Genomic DNA, 22,133 nt, shown 5'->3' with positions numbered 1-22,133 from the left:
TCTTTCCTCAGAAGGATAGCTTTGCGGTCACACGCACGTCGCGGCCGGCCAGCGGCACGAAATCGCGGGTGAACGAGGCGGCACGGCGGGCCGAAACGTTAAACAGGTTGTTGGCCGCAAGGCTCAGCGTCAGCGGACCCTCGTCGCCCAGCGGGTGCCAGACGGCCGAGACGTTGACCAGGGTGAAGCCAGCGACCGGGGTTTCGAAGCTGGCGACGCGGTCCTGCTTGTCGTTCCATTCGACTTCGCTGCGCAAGTGCAGCGGGCCAAACTCGAACTCGGCCCCGCCGCGCAGCCGCAGCGGCGGAATGCGCGGAACCGGGCCGACGCCCTTTAGCTCGGCATGGGTATAGTCGGCCTGGGCATCGAGCGTCAGGCCGCCGTCGGTCCAGTCCAGCACCTTGGCGCTGGCTGCGGCCTCGAAGCCCTGGAAGCGGGCCTTGCCCTGGGAGTATTCGAACACCGGGAAGCCATCGATCTCGGCGCCATTGGGCAGGGCCGCGATGAAGCTGTCGAAATCGGAAAGGTAGCCGGTGAGCGAGAGGTTATAGCGCCCGCCATCGTACCGCAGGAAGACTTCGCCGCCGTTGCTGGTTTCGGGGCGGAAGGCTGCGTTGCCTAGCTCGTAGGACTGGGTGGCAACGTGAAGGCCGTCGGACAGCAGCTCTTCCGGCGCGGGCGCGCGGGCACCGCGGATATAGCTCGCGCCCAGCTTCCAGCCGGGGGCAAAGCGCCAGGTCAGGCCGGCCGACCCGCTCCATAGATCATAGGCCTGCTGGAAGCCGACCGAATTGGCGCGGACCGTGGCGCGTTCATAGCGGCCCGCTCCCTCCAGCTCGATCTGGCCAATGCGCAGCGACTGGAGCGTGAACACCCCGAAGCGGGTCACGTCGTTTGACGGGGCAAAGGCCTCGGCGCCAACTATCGACAGGTTGCGAGTGAAATACTGGATCCCGCTGCGGCCGCGCCAGCCGCCCTTGGTGTTCTGCACCAGGTCGGCCCGCGCCTCGACCCCGCGGCCGGTGAAGGTCGTGCCAACCTCGTCACCTTCGAATTCGATATGCTGGTAATCACCGAAGGCGCTGCGGACCTGGATCGAATCGAACAGGCCATCGCCCAGTTCGACAGCGCCGCGCAGGTCGACGCGGGTCTGCCCGAGTTCGATCGAAACCGGCTCTTCGCCGTGATCGCCGCCGCCGTGATCGTGGTGACCGGCGCCGGGCCGCGAAGGCAGGCCATAACGCATGTCCTGGCGTTGGACCGAGATGCCCAGGTTCCCGCCTGCATCGATGAAGGCCAGACCCGCACCAAAGGTCGTGCTGCGCGCGGCGGTGTTGGGGACCTTGCCGCTCAGGTTGGCGAGTTCCTCGTATTCCTCAGCTTCGGCCGGTTCGCCATCAGCGCGATATTCGGCGGCCTCATCGAGTAGGGCAGCGCGCAGGGACGGTGAATTGACGAAACCCGGGACTTTAAGGTCATCGCTCTTGCGCCACGAGGCATCGACGCTGGCGGCCCAGCGATCCCCGAGGCGGAACTGCGCCGCGCCCGATGCGGCGCGTTCGCTGGCCGCAGAGCCATAGGAGCCAAGCACATCTAGCTTGATGCCGTCCGGCACGGCACGCGGAATGCGCTTGTCGAGCGCGTTGACCGCGCCGCCGATTGCCTGGCCGCCGAATAGCAACACGGCGGGGCCATGCAGCACGTCGATATGGTCAACTGTCAGCGCATCAAAGACCACGGCATGGTCGGCTGAGACGCTGGAGGCGTCGATCGCGCCAATCCCGTCGGTCAGCACCCTGATGCGGTCGCCGTCAAAACCGCGTAACACCGGGCGCGAGGCACCGGGAGTGAACGAGGTGGCCGAAACACCCGGCAGGCTGGCAAGGGTTTCACCCAGCTGACCACGCAGGCTGACGTCGAGCTTGTCACCCTCGATCGTGCTAGTGCTGTTAAGGAGGTTGAAATCGACCGGCGGGTGGCCGACCACGACGATACCATCATCGTCCGCATGAGCCTTGCCATGGGGATCGTCACCCTGTTCGTCATTGGCAAGGGCTGCGGTAGGCAGCAGGGCGATGGCGAGGGCCGTCAGGCTCAGTCGGTGCTTGAACATAGCGCGCCCACTAAACGCTATGTTATACTATATCAAGTCTGGTCAAAGCGACTCGTCGATGCGCAGCCGCCGTTCGTCGTCGGGAATCAGCGCCGGGCCGGACGCAGGCGCGGGTTGGGCTGAAGCGTATCGATCAGCTTCATGAAGTCTTCGAGCCGGATAATCCGTTCGAACTGGAAGCCGGCCCGATCGCCCGATGTCCAGATCATGTGCGCCTCGATCCGGCCCACTTCAGGCAGGCGGATCACGACGCGTTCGCCGCGTTCGAAGCTGATCTCGCCCTCGGTCATGAAGCCATGGGCCGAGATGTTGACGATGCGCATGTGCACGTCGCCGAGCCGGCGGTGTTCGCCGATGACCTTGTGATCGACCGGATGCCGGGTGGCCCGGCGCAGGTCGGTAACAGTCAGTTGTGCTCGCGAAGACATGGCTTCGTGCGCCTCCATCAGGTTGATACAGGCAGCACTATGTCGGCAATGAGCAAAGAAAGGGTAAACTGCTGGAAGATTTTTTTGAATTCAGCCGTTTAGGCCGGTCGCAGCACTCCATGCTTTTTCTTGCCGGCAGAGATGCGGACCTCGGACACCCCCGTAATATGGTGCGTTTCGTCGGTAACGCTTTCGCCATCGATGCGGGCCCCGCCACCGGCTATCAGCCGCTTGGCTTCACCCCGGCTCGCGGCGAAGCCGATCCCGACCAGGGCATCGATCAGGCCAAGCCCTTCGGCGGGAAGCGTCAGTTCGGGCAAGTCTTCACCCACGCCGCCCCCGGCAAATGTGGCGGCGGCAGTGACTTCGGCGGCCTTGGCAGCATCTTCGCCGCGGCACAGGCGGGTAACCTCGTTGGCAAGCACGATCTTGGCCTGGTTGATTTCGGCGCCTTCCAGCGCTTCGAGCCGGGCGATCTCGTCCAGCGGCAGATCGGTGAACAGGCGCAGAAACTTGCCGACGTCGCGGTCATCCGCGTTGCGCCAGTATTGCCAGAAATCGTAAGCTGGCAGCGCATCGTCGTTGAGCCAGACGGCGCCGGCGGCGGTCTTGCCCATCTTGGCGCCATCGGCCGTGGTCAGCAGCGGGGTGGTGACGCCGAAGACTTCGGTCCCGTCCATCCGCCGCGACAGCTCAATCCCGTTGACGATATTGCCCCACTGGTCGCTGCCGCCCATCTGCAGGCGGACCCCGGCATTCTTGGCGAGGTGGCGGAAGTCGTAACCCTGGAGGATCATGTAGTTGAATTCCAGGAAGGTCATCGGCTGTTCGCGCTCAAGCCGCAGCTTGACCGAATCGAAAGTCAGCATCCGGTTGACCGTGAAGTGCGTGCCGACTTCCTGCAGCAGCTGGATATAGCCCAGCTGGCCCAGCCAATCGTGGTTATTGACCATGATCGCATCGGTCGGCCCGTCGCCAAAGGTCAGGAAGCGTTCGAAGATCGTGCGGATTGAGGCGATGTTGGCCTCGATCACTTCGTCGCTGAGCATCTTGCGGCTCTCGTCGCGTCCGGTCGGATCGCCGATCCGGGTCGTTCCGCCACCCATCAGCACAACCGGCTTGTGCCCGGCCTGCTGCAGCCGCCGCAGCAGCATGATCTGCACCAGGCTGCCGACATGGAGCGAGGGCGCGGTCGCGTCAAAGCCGATATAGCCGGGCACCACCTGCTTGGCAGCCAGGGCATCAAGACCCTCGGCATCGGTCATCTGGTGGACGTAGCCACGTTCATCGAGCAGGCGCAGGAGGCTGGATTTGTAAGTCATCGCGCCGCGCCCATAGCAGCGGTTGCGGACAAGCCCAAGTGCCGCATGACGTGCCGCTTGATGCTCCTTCGGGCAGCGGGCATTAGGCGGCGATGCATAGCCTGGTTCTCCACCCCGATTGCGCGAGCGGCTCGATCCATTCGATCGAGGCCGCCATTGTCCCGACCGCTGATGGCTGCCGTGCCACATTCGTCGCGCGCGGCGACGTAACCAAGATCGCCGTGCCGACCGTGGCCACGCCCGGCCGGTTCGACAACCTCTGGAAGACCACCTGCTTCGAGATCTTCTGGAGCCACGACGGCACCAGCTATCGTGAGTTCAACCTCTCACCCTCGACCCGCTGGGCCTGCTATGATTTCGATGCCTTCCGCGAAGGGATGCGCGATGCCCCGGCCGAAGTTGAAATTGCGGTGACGGTCAGCGACAGCGAACTGCGCCTTACGGCCGAAATCCGCTCGACCCTGCCGGTCCCGGCGACAGTCGCTTTGAACGGGATCATTGAGGACGAGGACGGCGTGAATCGCTTCTGGGCGCTGGCCTTCCGCTCCGGTTCCCCCGAATTCCACGCCAGCGAATGCCGCGCGCTGGAGCTGCCGGCATGAGCGTGCTGTTCGGGATCGACCGCCTGCTGGCCGAGCCGGAGCTGCGCGCGCCGCTGGCTGGCAAGCGGGTCGCGCTGGTCGCGCACCCGGCGAGCGTCACCGCCGACCTGACCCATTCGCTCGACGCTTTGATTGCCGCCGGGATCAATGTCACCGCCGCCTTTGGCCCGCAGCACGGCCTGAAAGGCGACAAGCAGGACAACATGGTCGAAACCGCGGACGAGCTCGATCCGCATTACAACATCCCGGTCTTCAGCCTCTATGGCGAAGTGCGCCGCCCAACCGGGCAGATGATGTCGACCGCCGACGTTTTTCTGTTCGATCTCCAGGACCTGGGCTGCCGGATCTACACCTTCGTCACGACGCTGCTCTATCTGCTCGAGGCGGCTTCCGGCACCGGCAAGGAGGTCTGGGTGCTGGATCGCCCCAATCCGGCCGGTCGTCCGGTCGAAGGCACGCTGCTGGTGCCGGGGCAGGAGAGCTTTGTCGGGGCCGGGCCGATGCCGATGCGCCACGGGCTGACCCTTGGCGAAATGGGCCAGTGGTTCATTACCGAGAACAAGCTGGACGTGCCCTATCGGGTGATCACGATGCAGGGCTGGACGCCGGAGGCCGCGCCGGGCTGGGGCTGGCCCGAAAGCCGGATCTGGATCAATCCCAGTCCCAATGCCGCCAGCCTCAACATGGCCCGCGCCTATGCCGGGACTGTCATGCTCGAAGGCGCGACCCTGTCCGAAGGGCGCGGCACGACCCGGCCGCTCGAAGTGCTGTTCGGCGCGCCTGATATCGATGCCAAGGCGGTCCATGCCGAGATGCGGCGGCTTGCCCCGCAATGGCTGGCGGGCTGCGCGCTGCGCGAGGTCTGGTTCACGCCAACCTTCCACAAGCATGCCGGGCAGCTTTGCAACGGGCTGATGATCCACGCCGAGGGCGGCTTCTACGATCACCACGCCTTCCGCCCCTGGCGCTTGCAGGCACTGGCCTTCAAGGCGATCCGGCGGCTCTATCCCGATTACGAGCTGTGGCGCGACTTCCCCTATGAGTACGAGTTCGAAAGGCTCGCGATCGACGTGATCAACGGCGGACCGGCCTTGCGCGAATGGGTCGACGATCCCGCTGCCGAAGCGGGCGACCTGGAAAGGCTTGCCGGCACCGATGAAGCGGCCTGGATCGCCGCCAGCACCCCTTACAGGCTCTATTGATCATGACGCCCGAACCCCGCTTTGACCTGGCCGAGACTGAGCGCCGCCTGGAGCGTAACCGCACCGATTCCGCCGCGATGCTGTCCAAGGCCGAGCACCTCCTGCAGGCGGGTGACCTGCGCTCGGCCGGGGCATGGTTTCGCGGGGTGCTCAACCTCGCATTCGAAGGCCGCGCCGTCTCCTTTGGTGAGCGCGCCCGGGCCGAAGCGGCAGTCGAATGGATCGGGCGGCGTCAGCGGCAGTTGCTGCTAGAGGGGCTGGACCAGGCTGGACTGACCCGCGCCGAGCGGCACCCCCAATTCCAGAAATCGTTGGAGATCATGCTGGGTGAGCGGCAGCGCGGAACCGAGGGCGGCAAGTTCCCGCAGTTGCCGCAGACCTATTACTACCCGGACCTGCCTTATGTTCAATTTGCCGATCCGGCGGACTATCCCTGGCGTGCGGCGCTGGAGGCACAGACCGCAGCCATCCTGGCCGAGGCGCTAGACCTGCTCGCCGATCAGCAGGCCTTCACGCCCTATGCCAAGCTCCAGGAAGGGCGGCCGCAGGGCGATGTTCACGGCTTGCTCGGCAATGCTGACTGGAGCACCTGGGAGCTGACCGACAAGGGCACTCCGCTGCCTGACCGGATCGCCCGCACGCCGCAGACCTATGCCGCGTTGGAAGGGCCGGTCCCGTTGTGCCGCATTCCCAATCGCGCGCCGACGCCGATGTTCTCGCTGCTGCGCCCGCATTCGCGCATCCCGGCGCATACCGGCATGATCAACGCCCGCTTTATCTGCCACCTGCCGCTGGTGGTTCCGCCCGGCTGCGGCTTCCGGGTCGGTGAGGAAACTCGCGAATGGCAGGTGGGCGAGTTGATGGTGTTTGACGATTCGGTTGAACACGAAGCCTGGAATGATAGCGATCACGATCGCCTGGTGCTGATCTTCGATGTCTGGCGGCCCGAAGTATCGCAAGTGGAGCAGCAGCAGATCGCCACGCTGTTCCGGATCGTTGATGCTGCCTGAGACCTCAGGTCGGGGTTGACCCGGTCGGTCCTGCCCGCCACTTTCGATGCGGATGGGATTCGCGGTGCTCAAGCGCCGGGGCCAAGAGAGGATGATCGATGGCAGAAGCAACGGCGGGCCCCAAGCCCGTGAATTCGCTGCGTGTTACGCTCTGGGTCCTGCTGATCGTCTACATTCTGAATTTTCTGGATCGCCAGATCCTCAACATCCTGGCTGAACCGATCAAGGATGAACTTGGGCTCAGCGACACCCAGCTGGGCTTGCTGGCAGGCCCGGCCTTCGCCGTGTTCTATGCCGTGCTGGGCATCCCGATCGCGCGCTATGCCGACCGCGCCAGCACCAACCGGATTTCGCTGATCTCGGTTTCGCTGGCGATCTGGTCGGGCATGACCGTGCTGTGCGGCTTTGCGCAGAATTTCTGGCAGATGGCGCTCGCCCGGATCGGTGTTGGGGTGGGCGAGGCGGGTTGCACGCCCTCGGCACACAGCCTGATCAGCGATGCGGTTGCCCCTGAAAAGCGGGCCTCGGCAATTGCCTTCTATGGCATGGGCGTGCCGATCGGCACCTTGCTCGGCCTGGTGATTGGCGGCGTGGTCAATGACATCTGGGGCTGGCGGGTTGCCTTGATGCTGGTTGGCGCGCCAGGGCTTCTGCTCGCCGTTTTGTTGCCGCTGCTGCTGCGTGAGCCGCGCCGCTCTGGCCTGATCAAGGGGCAAGCCAGCCCGGCCGGCCCGGCGCAGGTCCCGGTGCGTGAAGCCGTCGCCGAAGTGTTTGCCTCGCGCGCTTACGTGCTGCTGCTAGTGGCCGCTTCGTTCGCGGCCTTCCTCAGCTATGGCAAGGGGCTGTGGACGCTGTCCCTGTTCATCCGCAGCCATGGCATGACGACGACAGAGGTTGGCCTGATCGGCTCGGTCACGCTGGGCATTGCCGGCGTGTTCGGTACCTGGCTCGGTGGCTGGGCCGCGGATCGCTTTGGTGCAACAAATCGCCGCCACATCCTGACGCTTCCCGCAGTCGGCATGGCGGTTGCGGCGCCGATCCAGTTCCTGGGCTATGGCGCGCCAATCTGGTGGGTGGCGGGCCTGTTGATCCTCGTTCCGACAATTCTCAACGCGGCCTATTATGGCCCAGCCTATGCCTGTGTGCAGGGGCTGGTTCGCAAGGAGCTGCGGGCGGTCGCCGCCTCGGTCATGCTGTTTGGCCAGAATCTGATCGGCCTGGGGCTGGGGCCGTTCGTGTTTGGCGCCCTGTCAGACTGGCTGCAGCCCATGGCAGGCACCGACAGCGTGCGCTGGGTGCTGTTTGGCGCGGCATGGCTTGGTTTCATTCCGGCCTTCTTCTTCTGGCGCGCCAGCCTGCGGCTGAACGACGAGCTCGACAAGAAGGGCTGAGCGGTCAGACGTAGTTCGCCACCCAGGCAATCGCCTGGGCCGATGGCAGGAACAGCAGCTGGGCCAGCAAGGTGCCGGCAAGGCGGCTGAGGCTGATCCAGACTATCGTGCGGCGGAACAGCGCTTCGCTGACCCGGCCTTCGACCACATCGTCGGTCATCACCGAAAGCTGTGGGTCGATCAGCGCGAACAGCAGGATCGTGGCAAACCCATTGACTACGGCGGAGAGCTGCGAAGCGGTGACGCGGAATTCGGGATTGAGGTACCCTGCATAGAGCGAGGCGACCACGCCGACCGTGATCAGCGCCTGGGCCAGGCAGTTGGCCAGCAGCACGCCCCAGCCAACGCCGCGTTCCTTGACCAGCTCCTTGAAAATTGATGGGCTGGGCGGCGTGATTGCCTTGCGTAAGGTATGCAAACCTGCGGGAGTGGCGGTGCGCAGCAGCATTCGGGTGGTAGAGCGGTGTTGCTGGAAATAGCCGATGGCGCTGGCGAACAAGCGCTGCCCGGTGGGAACCAGCAGAATGCCGATCAGTACCGCCAGCGAGGCCGAGGCCAGCACGAGGTGAAAATCGAATAGCAGGGCTTCCCCGCCGCCTTCGGAAATTCGCACCTCGATCCGCTTGGCCAGGAAGGGCCCGAGGAACGAGTTGGACGTGCGGCTGACCAGCACGAGGATGTTGAACAGCGCAAAGCTCATCGCGATCCGCCGCGTCCGCACCCCGGCAATGCGGGCGGCATAGGCCAGCGTACCGATCAGGTTGATTGCGGCAGTAAGCAGGCAGATGATCAGAAGCTGGCTATCCATGCCGCGCTTCTAGCGGCGAGATTGCGTCGCCGCCATCGCGATCGGCAATGGTCCACAATCTCGCGTCAGGCAGCCACCAAGCGGGTATCGCCAATCAGGTAGCTGGTCATCGATAGGGCGCCGTCGATGCTGTCGTTGAACACCGCACAGTCATCGCCCGGCAAACGCGCGCCAACCGCGTAGAGCAGTGGCAGGTAATGCTCGCCGCTGTTGATTGCCTCGCTGGCTGCCTGGTCATCGGCGGCGCAGCGGGTGAGCGCTGCATGGTCGCCAGAACCAACCGCAGCACTGATCCGGTCCTGAAACCCGCGCGCCCAATCTGGCACGGTTCCGGCAAATTGCCGCCACAGCCGCAGGTTGTGCACCACGTTCCCGCTGCAGATGATCAGCACACCTTCGTTGCGCAGTGGCGCGAGCTTGGCCGCGACTGCCAGGTGTTCCTCGGCCGAAAGGCTGCGGTTCAGGCTCATCACCACAAGCGGTATGTCGGCCGCCGGATACATCGGCTGTACGACGCCCCAGGCGCCGTGATCGAAGCCCCAGCTATCGTCCGCCTTCGTCTTATTGGCACCGATTAGATCGATCACCCTTTGCACCAAGGCTGGAGATCCGGGCGCCGGATACTGGATGGCGTAGAGTTCGTCCGGAAACCCGCCGAAGTCGTGGATCGTGCGCGGTGCCATGCCGCCGGTCAGGTGAATCTTGCCCCGCGTCTCCCAGTGAGCGGAGACGACCAGGATTGCCTTGGGCCGCGGGAGCGACTGGCCCAAGTTCTGCCAGGCGCGCCGTTCGGGGCCATCGGTGATCACGGTCATGGGCGAGCCGTGGCCGAGGAAAAGGGTGGGAAGCCGCTGGGTCATGTCCTGTAGATGGACCGGCTAAGGCTGCAATCAAGCCAACTATTTCTTTCACCAACGAAACCGGCGCGGCTTCTGACAGGTTACACCGGAACGGTGAAACGCGTTCGTCGAAAAGGCCTTGGCTCCTGATGCCACAGTCCTAGCGCCAGAGCCGACCCGTTATCTTGGAGCGATTACCCGATGTTCACCACCCGCCGCCATCGCCATGACCGCCAGCTTGCCCTGACGATCGGGCTTGTGCTGCTGGTTGCGACCTACCTGGTCTTTTCGATCCGTGCGGTCCTCGATCCGGCCGCGCCGGGCGAGTTTCTCAGCCTCAAGCGATTGCTTGCCACAACTGCTGGCTCGGGCCTGTTCATGCTTGCCGTGGCCAAGGCCGCCAAGATGACCACTACACGCTGGTCCGAACGGCTGATGGCCCTGCTCTGGGTCACGGCAATCGGGTCAATCGCCATTTTCGCCTTCCGGATTGGTTACGATGTGCTGGTCGACAACCGCCTTGAAGCGGTCGTTGCCCGCAATGCCCGCTGGGTACTGGCGTGGCTCGGCTATTTTGGCTCGGCTATCGGGGGCTACTTTGCGATCACTTTCGTGAAGCAGGCCATGCACCGCGAGCCGGCAGCGCCAGCCTTCGATCGCGCCGATATTGCAGCCGTGATGGTTGCTGAAGTGGCTGATTGGACGCCTGCAGAACGCCGCGCCCTGATTGCCCGCCTTTCACGCCTCCGCGATTACGATGAGGCCGATCCGCTGGTCGGCTGCCTTGACGCCCCGCCGCGTGGTTAGTGCTTCTTGCGGGTCAGCTCGCGCATCGCGCCGTCCAGGCCATCCAGCGTCAGCGGGAACATGTTGCCGCCGACCATCTCCTTGATCACCTTGGTGCTCTGCGAATAGCCCCACTGCTTTTCGGGCACCGGGTTCAGCCAGACTGTGGCCGGATAGACGTGGGCAACGCGCTGGAGCCAGACCGCACCGGCTTCCTCGTTAAAATGCTCGACCGAGCCGCCCGGGTGGGTGATCTCATAGGGGCTCATCGCCGCATCGCCGACGAAGATCACTTTGTAGTCGTGGCCGTACTTGTGGAGGATGTCCCAGGTGTTGGTCCGCTCTGACCAGCGCCGCTTGTTGTCCTTCCACACGCCTTCATAAAGGCAGTTGTGGAAGTAGAAGAACTCCAGGTTCTTGAACTCGGTCGTCGCCGCGCTGAACAGCTCTTCAACCAGCTTGATGAAGGGATCCATCGATCCGCCGACGTCCAGGAACAGCAGCACCTTGACCGCGTTCTTGCGCTCGGCCCGCATGCGGATGTCGAGCCAACCCTGCTTGGCCGTACCCTCAATCGTGCCTTCTAGATCGAGCTCGTCCGGGTTGCCCTCGCGCGCAAAGCGGCGCAGCCGGCGCAGCGCGACCTTGATGTTACGGGTGCCAAGTTCCCGGGTGTTGTCGAGGTTCTGGAACTCGCGCTTTTCCCAGACCTTCAGCGCGCGCTTGTGCTTGCTTTCGCCGCCGATCCGCACGCCTTCGGGGTTATAGCCGTTGTTGCCATAGGGCGAGGTACCGCCCGTGCCGATCCACTTGTTGCCACCTTCATGGCGCTTTTGCTGTTCTTCAAGCCGCTTCTTCAGCGTCTCCATGATCTCTTCCCAGGAACCGAGCGACTTCATCGCTTCCATTTCCTCAGGGGTCAGGAATTTCTCGGCAACGGCCTTCAGCCATTCCTCGGGAATGTCGACCGGGTTCTGGCCGTAATCGGTCAGGATCCCTTTGAAGACCTTGTTGAAGACCTGGTCGAACTTGTCGAGCAGGCCCTCATCCTTCACGAAAATGGCGCGCGACAGGTAATAGAACTGCTCGGGCGTCTGCTCGATCACGTCCTTGTCCAGCGCTTCGAGTAACACCAGGTGCTCCTTGAAGCTCGCCTGGATCCCTGCGCTGCGCAGCTCGTCGATGAAGTTGAAGAACATGGGATTAGCTTCCCGAAGGTGCTGGATTGGGTGACGGCGGCATCTGCGAGAACTGTGGAATGGCAGGATCGATCTGGGCCCACGCGGGTGCTTCAGCCGTCCAGATTGCCATTTCCGGCTTCAGCCCGTGCGGTTCATCGATGAAGCCCAGCCGCACAGTGCGGAACTGCGGCCGGGCCGAGCTTTGGGCATAGGCCTGTGTGCCGCAGCGCGGGCAGAAGTGGAAAGTCAAAGTGTTGCCACTGGCGGCGATCCAGCTTGATGCGGCAAGTTCGCCTGAGAAATGCACGCTTTCAGTTGGGAACATGGCATTGTGCGTCGGGCCGCCAGCAGCAATCTGCTGGCACTGGCGGCACCAGCACTGACGCACCGCAACCGGTTCGCCTTCAAGCTTGAGCGTTACGGCCCCGCAGGCGCAACGGCCAGACCGCGCCATGGTCAGTTCTGGCGCCGCGCCATGAAGGCCAGGCGTTCGAACAGCATCACGTCCTGCTCGTTCTTGAGCAGCGCGCCGTGGAGCGGCGGGATGGCCTTGGCCGGATCGCGGTTCTGCAGCACGTCGAGCGGCATGTCCTCGTTGAGCAGCAGCTTAAGCCAGTCGAGCAGTTCGCTGGTCGAGGGCTTCTTCTTCAGTCCCGGCACTTCGCGGACTTCGTAGAAGATTTCCATCGCCTTGGAGACGAGAGTCTTCTGGATGCCGGGGAAGTGGACGTCGATGATCGCCTGCATCGTCTCGCGATCGGGGAACTTGATGTAGTGGAAGAAGCAGCGGCGCAGGAAGGCGTCCGGCAGCTCCTTTTCATTGTTCGAAGTGATGACGACGATCGGGCGCTCCTTGGCCGCGATCCGCTCCTTCGTTTCGTAAACGTCGAAGCTCATCCGATCGAGTTCCTGGAGCAGGTCGTTCGGGAACTCAATGTCGGCCTTGTCGATCTCGTCGATCAGCAGGACGGGGAGCTGCGGCGAGGTGAAGGCCTCCCACAGCTTGCCCTTCTTGATGTAGTTCGAAATGTCGTGGACGCGCTCGTCACCCAGCTGGCCATCGCGCAGGCGGGCGACTGCGTCATACTCGTAAAGACCCTGCTGGGCCTTGGTGGTCGACTTGATGTTCCACTCGATCAGCGGCGCATTGACCGCCTTGGCGATCTCATGCGCCAGTACGGTCTTGCCAGTGCCGGGCTCACCCTTGACCAGCAGCGGGCGGCGCAGCAGCACCGCGGCATTGACCGCAACCTTCAGGTCATCGGTGGCAACGTAGTTCTGAGTACCTTCAAAGCGCTGCATGGAAATGGTCATCCCCGGTCGGTTAATCGTTCGGTTAAGGGATAGGGATGGGCGCTGAAGCGCGCAAGCGTGAAAAAGACCAGTTTCGGTTCGTCGCAAACCTCAGCCGGCCCATTGCTATCGCGCTTGCGTTTCCAGTATCAACCGGCGTCCCGTGGGAAGGTAGCATGGTTCGATTGCGATCAGTTCGATCGAGGCTGCTGCGCGAGCCAACCTTCGGTCACAGTATACTGGTGATTTCAGCCTGCGTCGCAGCAGCCTCGCTGGCGCGTTGGCTGCTTGGCGATGCGGCGCGGACGGTGCCATTCGTGACCTATTTCCCGGCAATCGTGCTCTGCGCACTGCTCGCCGGCTGGCGAGCCGGCTTGGCAAGCATTTTTGCATCCATGGCAGTCGTCAACTATGTTTTCATGCAGCCAAAAGTGGAGATAACTGCTGACTGGAACACAGCAGTGATGATGATCCTCTTCGTGCTGTCCTGCTCCCTCCTGGTTGCGATTGCCCAGACCTTGCGGAGCACCGTTGGCAGGCTTCAGGCGGCGACCGATCGGGCCGAATTCCTCAACCAGGAACTCATCCACCGGGTGCGCAATTCACTGACTGTGGTGAATTCGCTGGCGGCGATGACCCATCAGGCGGACCCGGCCAATTTCACTGCGGTGTTCTCGAAACGCATGGCGGCGCTGGCGGCCGGCCTGGACATCCTGTCGCGGCGCGAAGGGCTGGAATGCGATCTGCGCGAGATTGTCAGCAGGGCCTGTGAGCCCTTCGACGTGGGTAACCGCATCGTCATTTCCGGCACTACCGGCAGGTTGCCGCCCCAATCCTGCGTTCCGCTGATCCTCGCAATCCACGAACTCTGCACCAATGCAGTCAAATATGGCGCCTTGTCCGTGCCGGCAGGCCGGATCCTGGTCCAGACCGACTGGGACGATGCCCGCGGCCTGGCCCATGTGCATTGGGAAGAAGCCGATGGCCCCCTGGTGGCTTCGCCCGAGCACGAAGGCCTTGGCTCGGCCTTACTGGCCGACCCGGTGCTTGGGCCGGCTAACCTGGTATTCAATCCGCAAGGGCTGCGCTGCGAGATCTGCCTCAAGACCAGCTGTTAGGGCGCGTTAAGCGTCAATCAGTTCCGGATCGATATCCGCCGCACGGTTCTGAATGAACATGAAGCGCTGGGCCGGATCGCGTCCCATCAGCCGGTCGACCAGGTCCTTCACCGCCGCCCGGCCCTCATATTCGGGGGGCAGGGTGATGCGGATCAGGCTGCGCTTGGCGGGGTCCATCGTCGTTTCGCGCAGCTGCTGCGGGTTCATTTCGCCCAAACCCTTGAACCGGCCAACTTCTACCTTCTTGCCCTTGAACCGGGTTGCTTCCAGCTCGGCGCGGTGGGCGTCGTCGCGGGCATAGGCGCTCTCTTTGCCGGCGGTCAGGCGATAGAGCGGGGGCTGGGCAAGGTAGAGGTGCCCGCGCCGGACGATCTCGGGCATTTCCTGGAAAAAGAAGGTCATCAGCAGGGTGGCGATGTGCGCCCCGTCGACGTCGGCGTCGGTCATAATGATGATGCGGTCATAACGCAGGTTGTCGGCGTTGCAGTCCTTGCGGAAACCGCAACCCAGCGCGAGGCCGAGGTCGGCGATTTCGGTGTTCGCGCGGATTTTGTCGGCCGTGGCGCTGGCGACGTTAAGGATCTTGCCGCGGATCGGCAGGATCGCCTGGGTCTTGCGATCGCGCGCCTGCTTGGCGCTGCCGCCGGCGCTGTCCCCTTCGACAATGAAAAGTTCGGTCTCTGCATCGCCTTCGCCGGTGCAGTCGGTCAGCTTGCCGGGCAGGCGCAACTTGCGCGCGTTGGTAGCAGTCTTGCGCTTGACCTCACGCTCCTGCTTGCGGCGCAGGCGCTCATCCATCCGCTCGAGCACATGGCCGAGCAGCGCCTTGCCGCGTTCCATGTTGTCTGCAAGGAAATGGTCGAAGTGATCGCGCACGGCATTTTCGACCATGCGCGCTGCTTCCGGGCTGGTCAGCCGGTCCTTGGTCTGGCTTTGGAACTGGGGGTCGCGGATGAAGACCGAGAGCATGATTTCGCTGCCGGTGATCACGTCCTCGGGCGTGATGTCCTTGGCTTTCTTCTGGCCAACCAGATCTGCGAAGGCGCGGATGCCCTTGGTCAGCGCAGCGCGCAGGCCCGCCTCGTGTGTCCCGCCGTCAGGGGTGGGGATAGTGTTGCAGTACCAGGAATAGGCCCCGTCGCTCCACAGTGGCCAGGCGACGGCCCATTCGACCCGGCCCTGCTGCTCACCCGGAAAATCCTGGCTGCCAGAAAAGAACTGGCTGGTGACGCACTCCCGTGCGCCAATCTGCTCTTTGAGGTGATCGGCAAGGCCGCCGGGGAACTGGAAAACGGCTTCGGCCGGAACTTCATCGCTGGTGAGCGCGGCGGCGCATTTCCAGCGGATTTCCACCCCGGCAAAGAGATAGGCCTTCGACCGGACCAGCTTGAACAGCCGCGCCGGTTTGAACTTTGCATCCTCGCCGAAAATCTCGGGATCAGGCACGAAGGTAACCGAAGTGCCGCGCCGGTTCGGTGTGCCGCCCAGGTGCTGGAGCGGGCCCGTGGCCAGACCGCGCGAGAATTCCTGGGCGTAAAGCTCCTTGTTGCGCGCCACTTCGATCCGGGTGAGGGTGGAGAGCGCATTGACCACCGAGACGCCGACACCGTGAAGGCCGCCCGACGTGGCATAGGCCTTGCCCGAGAACTTGCCGCCCGAGTGAAGCGTGGTCAGGATCACTTCGAGTGCCGACTTGCCAGGATACTTCGGGTGCTCGTCAACGGGGATGCCGCGGCCATTGTCGGTGATGGTCAGCCGGTTGCCTTCCTCCAACGTCACCTCGATCCGGTTGGCATGGCCGGCAACGGCCTCGTCCATCGCGTTGTCGAGCACTTCGGCGGCCAGGTGGTGCAGCGCGCGCTCATCGGTGCCGCCAATGTACATGCCCGGGCGGCGGCGGACAGGCTCAAGCCCCTCCAGCACCTCGATCGCGCTGCCATCATAGGAATCGCCGCTGCTTTGGGGCAGCTTTTCAAACAGGTCATCAGCCATGGGAACGTCTATAGAACGCGGGGATTCCGCTAAGCAAGGCGGGGCTGGGGGTTTTCGTCAGTCGCCGAACTTGTCGGGTGCCGGACTGACCACGGCGACAGTCCCGGCGCGGGCTTCGCGCACTTCCAGCGCCCGTTCGATCTGACCGGACGGCGTGAAGCGGAAGGGACCGTCGAGTCCAAGAAAGCCACCGGTATCGGCCAAGCGTGCCGTCGGAAATGGCGTGCCCAGCCGCCAGTCACGCGCCACGCGGATCGTCAGCAGGACCGAGTCATAGCCCTGCGTGGCGACACGGAAGGGCTTGGTGCCAAACCGGCTCTGGTAACTGTCGGCAAAGGTGCGGAAGCGGGTATCCGCCACCGCCGAAAACCATGCCCCGCGCAGCGCGGGGGTAGAGCTGATCACGCTCTCCCCGCTCCACAGTTCGGTGCCAAGAATGCGCGGGTTGGCTGCGCCCGGCGTCTTGAGCTGCGGCGCGGCAAGGGCTGCAAAGCGCGCACCGTCTGCAATCAGCACGGCCTCAAAGCCGCCCCGCGTGCGCAGACGCCGGGCCGCGCTGACAATCGAAGGGTTGGAACGGTCATAGCTTTCGCTGGCGACCAGTGTGCCGCCCACGGCCTTGACCGCATCATCATAGGCCACCCTGGCCCGCGCACCATAATCGCCATTCGGAACCAGCAGCGCAAAGCGGGTGATGCCGCGGGCCTTGGCGAAGGTTACGGTGCGACCGATCGAATTGCTTGGCGCGGTGCCCATAGCAAAGACATCGCGGGCATTGGCACTTGTATCGCTGGCATAGGAAATCAGCGGCACCCGCGCAGCGCGGGCGACTGTGGCCACGGGCGGCACTTCGTCGCCCATCAGCGGGCCAAGGATCAGCTTGTTGCCATCCTGGATCGCCTTGGTCGCCGCAGCAGCAGGGCCAGCCGAGGTGTCGTAAGTCGTAATGCGGATGTTCTGCGCATTCGTATCGAGCAGCGCCATCGTCGTCGCATTGGCAAGCGACTGGCCGACATCGGCGTTGGGCCCGTTCATCGGCACGAGCAGCGCGACGCGGTGGCGCGTCTGGTCGCTGGGCAGGGCATCGGTTGGCCGGTCTTCCGGTGGCGGAGCGGGTGTGGGGGTGCCCTTGGGAATGACCTTGCAGCCCGACAGCAGCACGATGGCGCCCAGCATGATGGCGTTGCGCCGATTGAAGGACATCACTTTACGCTCCCCTCGAGGCGGTCCATGAACTGGTTATGGACGCGCCGCTCTCTCCGGGACTCTACATTGTCGCAACGCCGATTGGCAATCTGGGCGACATCACCCTGCGAGCGATAGCGACACTGCGTGGCGTAGCTGCGGTAGCCTGTGAAGACACGCGAATCACGGGCAAACTTCTGCATTATTTACAAATAAAACAAAAACTTATCCGCTATGACGACCACGCGAGTGAGGCGACGCGGGATCATATCCTGGCATTGGCGAGCGAGCAGCCGGTCGCGCTGGTCAGTGATGCGGGTACGCCGCTGATTTCAGACCCTGGTTTCAAGCTGGTCCGCGCAGCGCGGGAACGCGGGGTTTCCGTGACCAGTCTGCCGGGGCCAAGTGCCGCGATTATGGCCCTGACTCTGGCCGGCCTGCCGAGCGATCGCTTCCTCTTTGCCGGGTTCCTGCCCAGCAAGGACAAGGCCCGCCGCGATGCGTTGCGGGGCCTCGCCAGCGTAGAAGCAACGCTGGTGCTGTATGAAACTGCGCCGCGTCTGGCGGATGCGCTCGCCGCGATTGGCGAAGAGCTGCCGGGACGCGAGGTGGCTGTCGCCCGCGAGTTAACCAAACGGTTCGAGGAGTGCCGCACCGGCAGTACTGCTGGGCTGATTGCCCACTACGCCGCCAATCCCCCCAAGGGCGAGATCGCGCTGGTGATCGCTCCGCCTGGCGAGCCGGCAGCGGTGGAGCACGATATCGATGCCCTGCTGCGCGCGGCGCTGGCGACTGACAAGGCTTCGCAGGCCGCTGCCGCGGTGGCCAAAACGACCGGGCTGGACCGCAAAGTGCTCTATGCCCGCGCGCTGGAGCTCAAGTGAACCAGCGCGCCCGGCGGGAGGCCCAGGGGCGGCGCGGTGAAGCGCTGGCGGCGCTCTATCTTCGCTTCAAGGGCTGGCGCATCCTCGCCCAGCGGCTCAAGACCCCGCGCGGCGAGATTGACCTGATCGCGCGGCGGGGGCGAACCGTGATTTTCGTTGAAGTGAAATGGCGTTCGTCCGCCGAATTGCTGGACGATGCTATAGACCCCTATCGCCTTCGCCGGGTGTCCGCCGCCGCCGAAGCTGTCGTCCATCGCTATGTCCGGCCGGGCGATCTTGTCCGCATTGATGTTCTCCTCCTTGCGCCGTGGCGTTTCCCGCGCCATCTGGAGAACGCTCTGGCGGCTTGAGGAATTTGCATGACCTTGCGTGTCGCGGTCCAGATGGACCCCATTGAAACGATCAATATCACCGGCGATTCCAGTTTTGCGCTGATGCTGGCGGCCCAGGCGCGCGGACACCGGGTCTGGCACTACGATGTCAACGCGCTGACGCTGGATGCGGATGACCGGCTTACCGCTGTGTGCCATCCGGTGACCGTCCAGCGCGTGGCTGGTGATTATTTCGCCAAGGGCGATCCCGTCCGGCTCGACCTTGGCCGCGATATCGATGTGGTGTTGATGCGCCAGGATCCGCCGTTCCACATGGGCTACATCACCGCGACCCACCTGCTCGAGCGGATCGAACACGAGACGCTGGTAGTCAACAACCCGCGCTCGGTCCGCAATGCACCCGAGAAGGTCATGGTGCTCGACTACCGCCGCTTCATGCCGCCGACGCTGGTGACGCGCTCGGTCGACGAGGTGAAGGCGTTCCAGGCGCAGCACGGCGCCGTGGTGGTCAAGCCGATCCACGGCAATGGCGGCAAGGCGATCTTCCGCGTGCCAGCCGAGGGTGACAACCTTTCCGCCTTGTTCGAGGTGTTCAACCAGACTTGGCCCGAACCGCACATGGTCCAGCCATTCCTTCCCGAAGTGGCCAAGGGCGACAAGCGGATCGTGCTGATCGACGGCGAAGTGGCCGGGGCGATCAACCGCAAGCCGGGCGAGGGCGAATTCCGCTCCAACCTCGCCGTCGGCGGCAGCGCCGAAGCGACCGAGCTTACGCCGCGCGAGCAGGAAATCTGCGCGGCGATGGGACCCGAGCTCAAGCGACTGGGTTTGATCTTTGTCGGGATCGACGTGATCGGCGGCGAGTGGCTGACCGAGATCAACGTCACTTCGCCGACCGGCATTGTTGCGATCGACCGATTCAACGGCACCGATACGCCCGGCAAGATCTGGGATGCGATCGAAGCACGGATCGCTGCCCGCACCGTAAGCTGAGGACAGCATGGAAGACTGGATCATCCGCCTCGTCGAATGGGGCGGTTACTGGGGTGTCGCTGCGCTGATGCTGCTGGAAACGGTGTTTCCGCCGGTGCCATCGGAAGTGATCATGACCGTTGCCGGCGTTTCGGCGGCACGTGGCAGCATGACGCTGGAGGGAACGATCGTGGCCGGCACCGCCGGTGCCATGTTGGGGAACTGGTTCTGGTACTGGCTGGCGATCAAGTTCGGCGAAGCGCGCATGCACGTGTTCATCGACAAATACAGTCGTTGGCTGACGCTTGACTGGGATGAGGTCGAGCGCGGCGAACGCCTGTTTGAGCGCTATGGTTCGACCATCGTGCTGATCGCCCGGATGATCCCCACACTGCGCTCGCTGATTTCGGTCCCGGCCGGGTTGTTCAAGATGTCGCTGCGGCGCTTCCTGGTTTTCTCGACCATTGGCACGCTGGGCTGGAGCGCGGCGCTGGCCGGGGCGGGCTATTTCCTGGGTTCGCAGTTCGGCGATGTCGAAAAATGGCTGGGACCGCTGTCGACCGCCGTGATCGCGGCGATTGTCGTCACCTACCTGTGGCGCGTGGTGACCTGGAAGCCAAAGGGCTAACCCGCTTCACGCGGGTGGGCGTGGCGATAGACATCGAGCAGCACGGCAGCATCGACCTTGGTGTAAATCTGGGTTGAACCCAGGCTGGCGTGGCCAAGCAGTTCTTGCAGCGAACGTAGGTCCGCGCCCGCGCTCAAGAGGTGCGTCGCAAAGGAATGGCGCAGCGCGTGCGGGGTGGCGCTGGGCGGCAGACCGAGAGCGCTGCGCGCCGAGGCCATCGCCTTTTGAACCATGCCTTGCGACAACGGTCCGCCGCGGGCGCCGCGAAACAGGGGCTTGTCGCGCTCCAATGGCCAGGGACATTTGGCGGCATAGTCCGCGACGGCGGCGGAGACCAGCGGCAGGATCGGCACGGCGCGCTGCTTGCCGCCCTTACCAGTGACGGTCAGTGTTTCGCCCAGCGGCAAGGCTGCGCCGGACAGCGAAAGCGCTTCGGCAATGCGCAACCCAGCGCCGTAGAGCAGCAGCAGCACGGCCCGGTCACGCGCGCCGATCCACGCGATCGCCGCATTCTCCTCGACCCCGGCGGCGAGATTGACCGCTTCGTCCGGCGTGACGGGGCGGGGGAGGCCTTTCTTGACTCGGGGGCCGCGCATTCGCGGCGGGGTGGGATCGGTCATCCCCGCCTGCGCCCGGGCAAAGGCGACGAAGCCCTTCAGTGCCGAGAGCTCCCGCGCGGTCGAGGCATTGCCCAAACCGTCTGCGCGGCGCCGGGCTAGTTGCTGGCGCAAGGCCGTCGCATCGATCCGAGCAAGCGTTGCCCAGTCGGTCAGTCCGGTAGCCTCGATCAGTCGCTCCACTATGGCTACATAAGCACGAACAGTATGCGGGGAGCGGCGGCGCGCCTGGGCCAAGTGATCATGCCAGGCGTTGAGGATCGCGCTGGCGCTCATGCTTCGACCAGTTCGGCCGGGACCAGCTCACCGAGCAGGGCGTCGAGCAGCGGCATTCCCGCCTCGGTCACGCCGACCCTCGCGCCATCCTGCCAGACCAGGCCTTGCTGCCGGTAAAGTTCAGCCTTTGCCTGATCGAGCAAGGCTGCCGGAGCCAGGCTGAACCGCGCGGCGAGGGCCGCCAGCTCGATCCCTTCACGCAGGCGCAGCCCCATCAGCATGGCCTCGGCGGCTTGCTCGCGTGTTCCGAGCACGCGGCTTTCGGCGATGCCGTGGCCATTGGCCGCGACCGCGCTCAGCCAGTTTTCCGGCTTCTTGTGCCGCACGGTCGCTGTGCCATTGCGACGACCGTGCGCGCCAGGGCCGATCCCAACATAGTCCTGATAGCGCCAGTAGGTCAGGTTATGGCGGCTTTCCTCACCGACAGCGGCGTGGTTGCTGATCTCGTAGGCGGGGAGGCCTGCCGCTGCGGTCTGCTCGCGGGTCAGCGTGAATAGGTCGGCGCAGGTGTCGTCATCCAGCGGGGTGAAGTCGCCCTTGCGTACCATGGTCTCGAACCGGGTGCCGGGTTCGATCGTCAGCTGGTAAAGCGAGAGGTGTGTGGTGCCGAAGCTGATGGCGCGCTTAAGCTCCGCAGCCCAGGCTTCCGGCGTCTGGCCCGGGCGCGCATAGATCAGGTCTAACGAGACGCGGCCGAACACCCCTTGCGCCGTTTCCAGCGCACGCAGACCTTCACCGGCATCATGCAGACGGCCCAGGAAGTGCAGCGTCTGGTCATCGAGTGCCTGGATGCCGAGCGAGGCCCGGTTGACTCCAGCCGCAGCCAGAGCCTCATAGTTCGCCGCCTCGATCGAGGATGGATTGCCTTCCAGCGTGATCTCGATGCCCGGCGCGAAGCCCCAGAGCTTCTCCGCCTCGCCCAGCAGCCGCGCGACCAGGGCCGGCGGCATCAGTGATGGGGTGCCACCGCCGAAGAAAATGCTGTCGAGCGGCTCGCCGCCAGCCAGTTCCGCCTCGTGCCGCAAGTCCGCCAGCAGCGCGGCCTCCCAGGCGGCATGGTCGACGCTGTCACGGACATGGCTGTTGAAGTCGCAATAGGGACACTTTGCGAGGCAGAACGGCCAATGGATGTAGAGCGCGCGGGCCATGCGGGC

22 protein-coding genes are annotated in these 22,133 nt (G+C 64.1%); 10 read left to right on the top strand and 12 right to left on the bottom strand.

Going from position 1 to position 22,133, the window contains the following annotated elements; all coding sequences use genetic code 11:
• Window positions 1–7: 7 nt before the first annotated feature.
• The 3 genes from FRF71_RS13805 to tyrS all read right to left on the bottom strand — a co-directional run bounded on the left by FRF71_RS13805 (window position 8) and on the right by tyrS (window position 3,863).
• A complete protein-coding gene (locus FRF71_RS13805; RefSeq protein ID WP_147091198.1) occupies window positions 8–2,113 on the bottom strand; it encodes a TonB-dependent receptor in 2,106 nt (701 codons plus the stop codon).
• A gap of 86 nt (window positions 2,114–2,199) precedes the next feature.
• Window positions 2,200–2,541 carry a PilZ domain-containing protein gene (locus FRF71_RS13800; protein ID WP_147091672.1) on the bottom strand — a complete coding sequence of 114 codons (342 nt, stop codon included), beginning with the start codon at window positions 2,539–2,541 and terminating at the stop codon, window positions 2,200–2,202.
• Window positions 2,542–2,639: 98 nt separating this feature from the next.
• Window positions 2,640–3,863: a tyrosine--tRNA ligase gene (tyrS, locus tag FRF71_RS13795; RefSeq protein WP_147091197.1), complete on the bottom strand. Its 1,224-nt coding sequence runs from the start codon at window positions 3,861–3,863 to the stop codon at window positions 2,640–2,642.
• A gap of 92 nt (window positions 3,864–3,955) precedes the next feature.
• Between tyrS and FRF71_RS13790 the strand changes: the two genes are divergently transcribed.
• From FRF71_RS13790 to FRF71_RS13775, 4 genes are all read left to right on the top strand, one after another.
• Entirely contained in the window at window positions 3,956–4,465 is a 510-nt protein-coding gene (locus FRF71_RS13790) for a DOMON domain-containing protein (protein ID WP_147091196.1), read from the top strand.
• A 2-nt stretch (window positions 4,466–4,467) separates the two neighbouring features.
• On the top strand, window positions 4,468–5,667 hold the full coding sequence (locus tag FRF71_RS13785) for an exo-beta-N-acetylmuramidase NamZ family protein (RefSeq protein WP_147091671.1): 1,200 nt from the start codon (window positions 4,468–4,470) through the stop codon (window positions 5,665–5,667).
• A 2-nt stretch (window positions 5,668–5,669) separates the two neighbouring features.
• On the top strand, window positions 5,670–6,677 hold the full coding sequence (locus FRF71_RS13780) for an aspartyl/asparaginyl beta-hydroxylase domain-containing protein (protein ID WP_147091195.1): 1,008 nt from the start codon (window positions 5,670–5,672) through the stop codon (window positions 6,675–6,677).
• Between the two features lie 98 nt (window positions 6,678–6,775).
• Window positions 6,776–8,068: a spinster family MFS transporter gene (locus tag FRF71_RS13775; protein WP_147091194.1), complete on the top strand. Its 1,293-nt coding sequence runs from the start codon at window positions 6,776–6,778 to the stop codon at window positions 8,066–8,068.
• 4 nt (window positions 8,069–8,072) lie between these two features.
• Here the strand turns inward: FRF71_RS13775 and FRF71_RS13770 are convergent, their stop codons facing one another.
• Both FRF71_RS13770 and ygiD read right to left on the bottom strand, forming a co-directional pair.
• On the bottom strand, window positions 8,073–8,876 hold the full coding sequence (locus FRF71_RS13770; RefSeq protein ID WP_147091193.1) for a lipid II flippase Amj family protein: 804 nt from the start codon (window positions 8,874–8,876) through the stop codon (window positions 8,073–8,075).
• A gap of 65 nt (window positions 8,877–8,941) precedes the next feature.
• The gene (gene ygiD / locus FRF71_RS13765) at window positions 8,942–9,736 is read right to left on the bottom strand and encodes a 4,5-DOPA-extradiol-dioxygenase (RefSeq protein WP_147091192.1); all 795 of its coding nucleotides are present in this window, start codon (window positions 9,734–9,736) and stop codon (window positions 8,942–8,944) included.
• A gap of 180 nt (window positions 9,737–9,916) precedes the next feature.
• On the opposite strand from ygiD, the gene FRF71_RS13760 reads away from it, so the two are divergent.
• Window positions 9,917–10,522 carry a hypothetical protein gene (locus FRF71_RS13760; RefSeq protein WP_147091191.1) on the top strand — a complete coding sequence of 202 codons (606 nt, stop codon included), beginning with the start codon at window positions 9,917–9,919 and terminating at the stop codon, window positions 10,520–10,522.
• Here the strand turns inward: FRF71_RS13760 and FRF71_RS13755 are convergent.
• Genes FRF71_RS13755 through FRF71_RS13745 form a run of 3 tightly spaced genes read right to left on the bottom strand, consistent with a single transcriptional unit; the run spans window position 10,519 to window position 12,984 of the window.
• The gene (locus FRF71_RS13755) at window positions 10,519–11,700 is read right to left on the bottom strand and encodes a vWA domain-containing protein (protein ID WP_147091190.1); all 1,182 of its coding nucleotides are present in this window, start codon (window positions 11,698–11,700) and stop codon (window positions 10,519–10,521) included. The two genes, FRF71_RS13760 and FRF71_RS13755, sit on opposite strands and share 4 nt — an antisense overlap.
• 4 nt (window positions 11,701–11,704) lie before the next feature.
• Window positions 11,705–12,136 (bottom strand): GFA family protein, encoded by a 432-nt coding sequence (locus FRF71_RS13750; protein ID WP_147091189.1) that lies wholly within the window; start codon window positions 12,134–12,136, stop codon window positions 11,705–11,707.
• 2 nt (window positions 12,137–12,138) lie between these two features.
• On the bottom strand, window positions 12,139–12,984 hold the full coding sequence (locus FRF71_RS13745) for an AAA family ATPase (protein WP_147091670.1): 846 nt from the start codon (window positions 12,982–12,984) through the stop codon (window positions 12,139–12,141).
• A 167-nt stretch (window positions 12,985–13,151) separates the two neighbouring features.
• On the opposite strand from FRF71_RS13745, the gene FRF71_RS13740 reads away from it, so the two are divergent.
• The gene (locus tag FRF71_RS13740; RefSeq protein ID WP_161597980.1) at window positions 13,152–14,093 is read left to right on the top strand and encodes a sensor histidine kinase; all 942 of its coding nucleotides are present in this window, start codon (window positions 13,152–13,154) and stop codon (window positions 14,091–14,093) included.
• A gap of 6 nt (window positions 14,094–14,099) precedes the next feature.
• On the opposite strand, the gene parE is transcribed toward FRF71_RS13740, so the two are convergent.
• The gene (parE, locus tag FRF71_RS13735) at window positions 14,100–16,085 is read right to left on the bottom strand and encodes a DNA topoisomerase IV subunit B (protein WP_147091187.1); all 1,986 of its coding nucleotides are present in this window, start codon (window positions 16,083–16,085) and stop codon (window positions 14,100–14,102) included.
• Window positions 16,086–16,142: 57 nt separating this feature from the next.
• Window positions 16,143–17,288, bottom strand: coding sequence for a penicillin-binding protein activator (locus FRF71_RS13730; RefSeq protein WP_147091186.1), 1,146 nt, complete (start codon window positions 17,286–17,288; stop codon window positions 16,143–16,145).
• Window positions 17,289–17,326: 38 nt separating this feature from the next.
• Between FRF71_RS13730 and rsmI the strand changes: the two genes are divergently transcribed.
• Genes rsmI through FRF71_RS13710 form a run of 4 tightly spaced genes read left to right on the top strand, consistent with a single transcriptional unit; the run spans window position 17,327 to window position 20,086 of the window.
• Window positions 17,327–18,154 carry a 16S rRNA (cytidine(1402)-2'-O)-methyltransferase gene (gene rsmI / locus FRF71_RS13725; protein ID WP_147091185.1) on the top strand — a complete coding sequence of 276 codons (828 nt, stop codon included), beginning with the start codon at window positions 17,327–17,329 and terminating at the stop codon, window positions 18,152–18,154.
• The gene (locus FRF71_RS13720; protein ID WP_147091184.1) at window positions 18,151–18,504 is read left to right on the top strand and encodes a YraN family protein; all 354 of its coding nucleotides are present in this window, start codon (window positions 18,151–18,153) and stop codon (window positions 18,502–18,504) included. Before rsmI ends, FRF71_RS13720 begins: the two co-directional genes overlap by 4 nt.
• Window positions 18,505–18,513: 9 nt before the next feature.
• Window positions 18,514–19,479: a glutathione synthase gene (gshB, locus tag FRF71_RS13715; protein WP_147091183.1), complete on the top strand. Its 966-nt coding sequence runs from the start codon at window positions 18,514–18,516 to the stop codon at window positions 19,477–19,479.
• Window positions 19,480–19,486: 7 nt separating this feature from the next.
• Window positions 19,487–20,086 (top strand): DedA family protein, encoded by a 600-nt coding sequence (locus FRF71_RS13710; protein WP_147091182.1) that lies wholly within the window; start codon window positions 19,487–19,489, stop codon window positions 20,084–20,086.
• Here the strand turns inward: FRF71_RS13710 and FRF71_RS13705 are convergent.
• A complete protein-coding gene (locus tag FRF71_RS13705) occupies window positions 20,083–20,979 on the bottom strand; it encodes a tyrosine recombinase XerC (protein ID WP_147091181.1) in 897 nt (298 codons plus the stop codon). The two genes, FRF71_RS13710 and FRF71_RS13705, sit on opposite strands and share 4 nt — an antisense overlap.
• Complete coding sequence (hemW, locus tag FRF71_RS13700; RefSeq protein WP_147091180.1) at window positions 20,976–22,127, bottom strand: radical SAM family heme chaperone HemW; 1,152 nt, start codon at window positions 22,125–22,127, stop codon at window positions 20,976–20,978. Before hemW ends, FRF71_RS13705 begins: the two co-directional genes overlap by 4 nt.
• Window positions 22,128–22,133: the final 6 nt, after the last annotated feature.

The sequence above is a fragment of the Novosphingobium ginsenosidimutans genome (assembly GCF_007954425.1).
Classification (GTDB): Bacteria; Pseudomonadota; Alphaproteobacteria; order Sphingomonadales; family Sphingomonadaceae; genus Novosphingobium; species Novosphingobium ginsenosidimutans.
The sequence above is the reverse complement of the archived record's forward strand: the minus strand, read 5'-3'. Positions and strand labels throughout refer to the sequence as shown.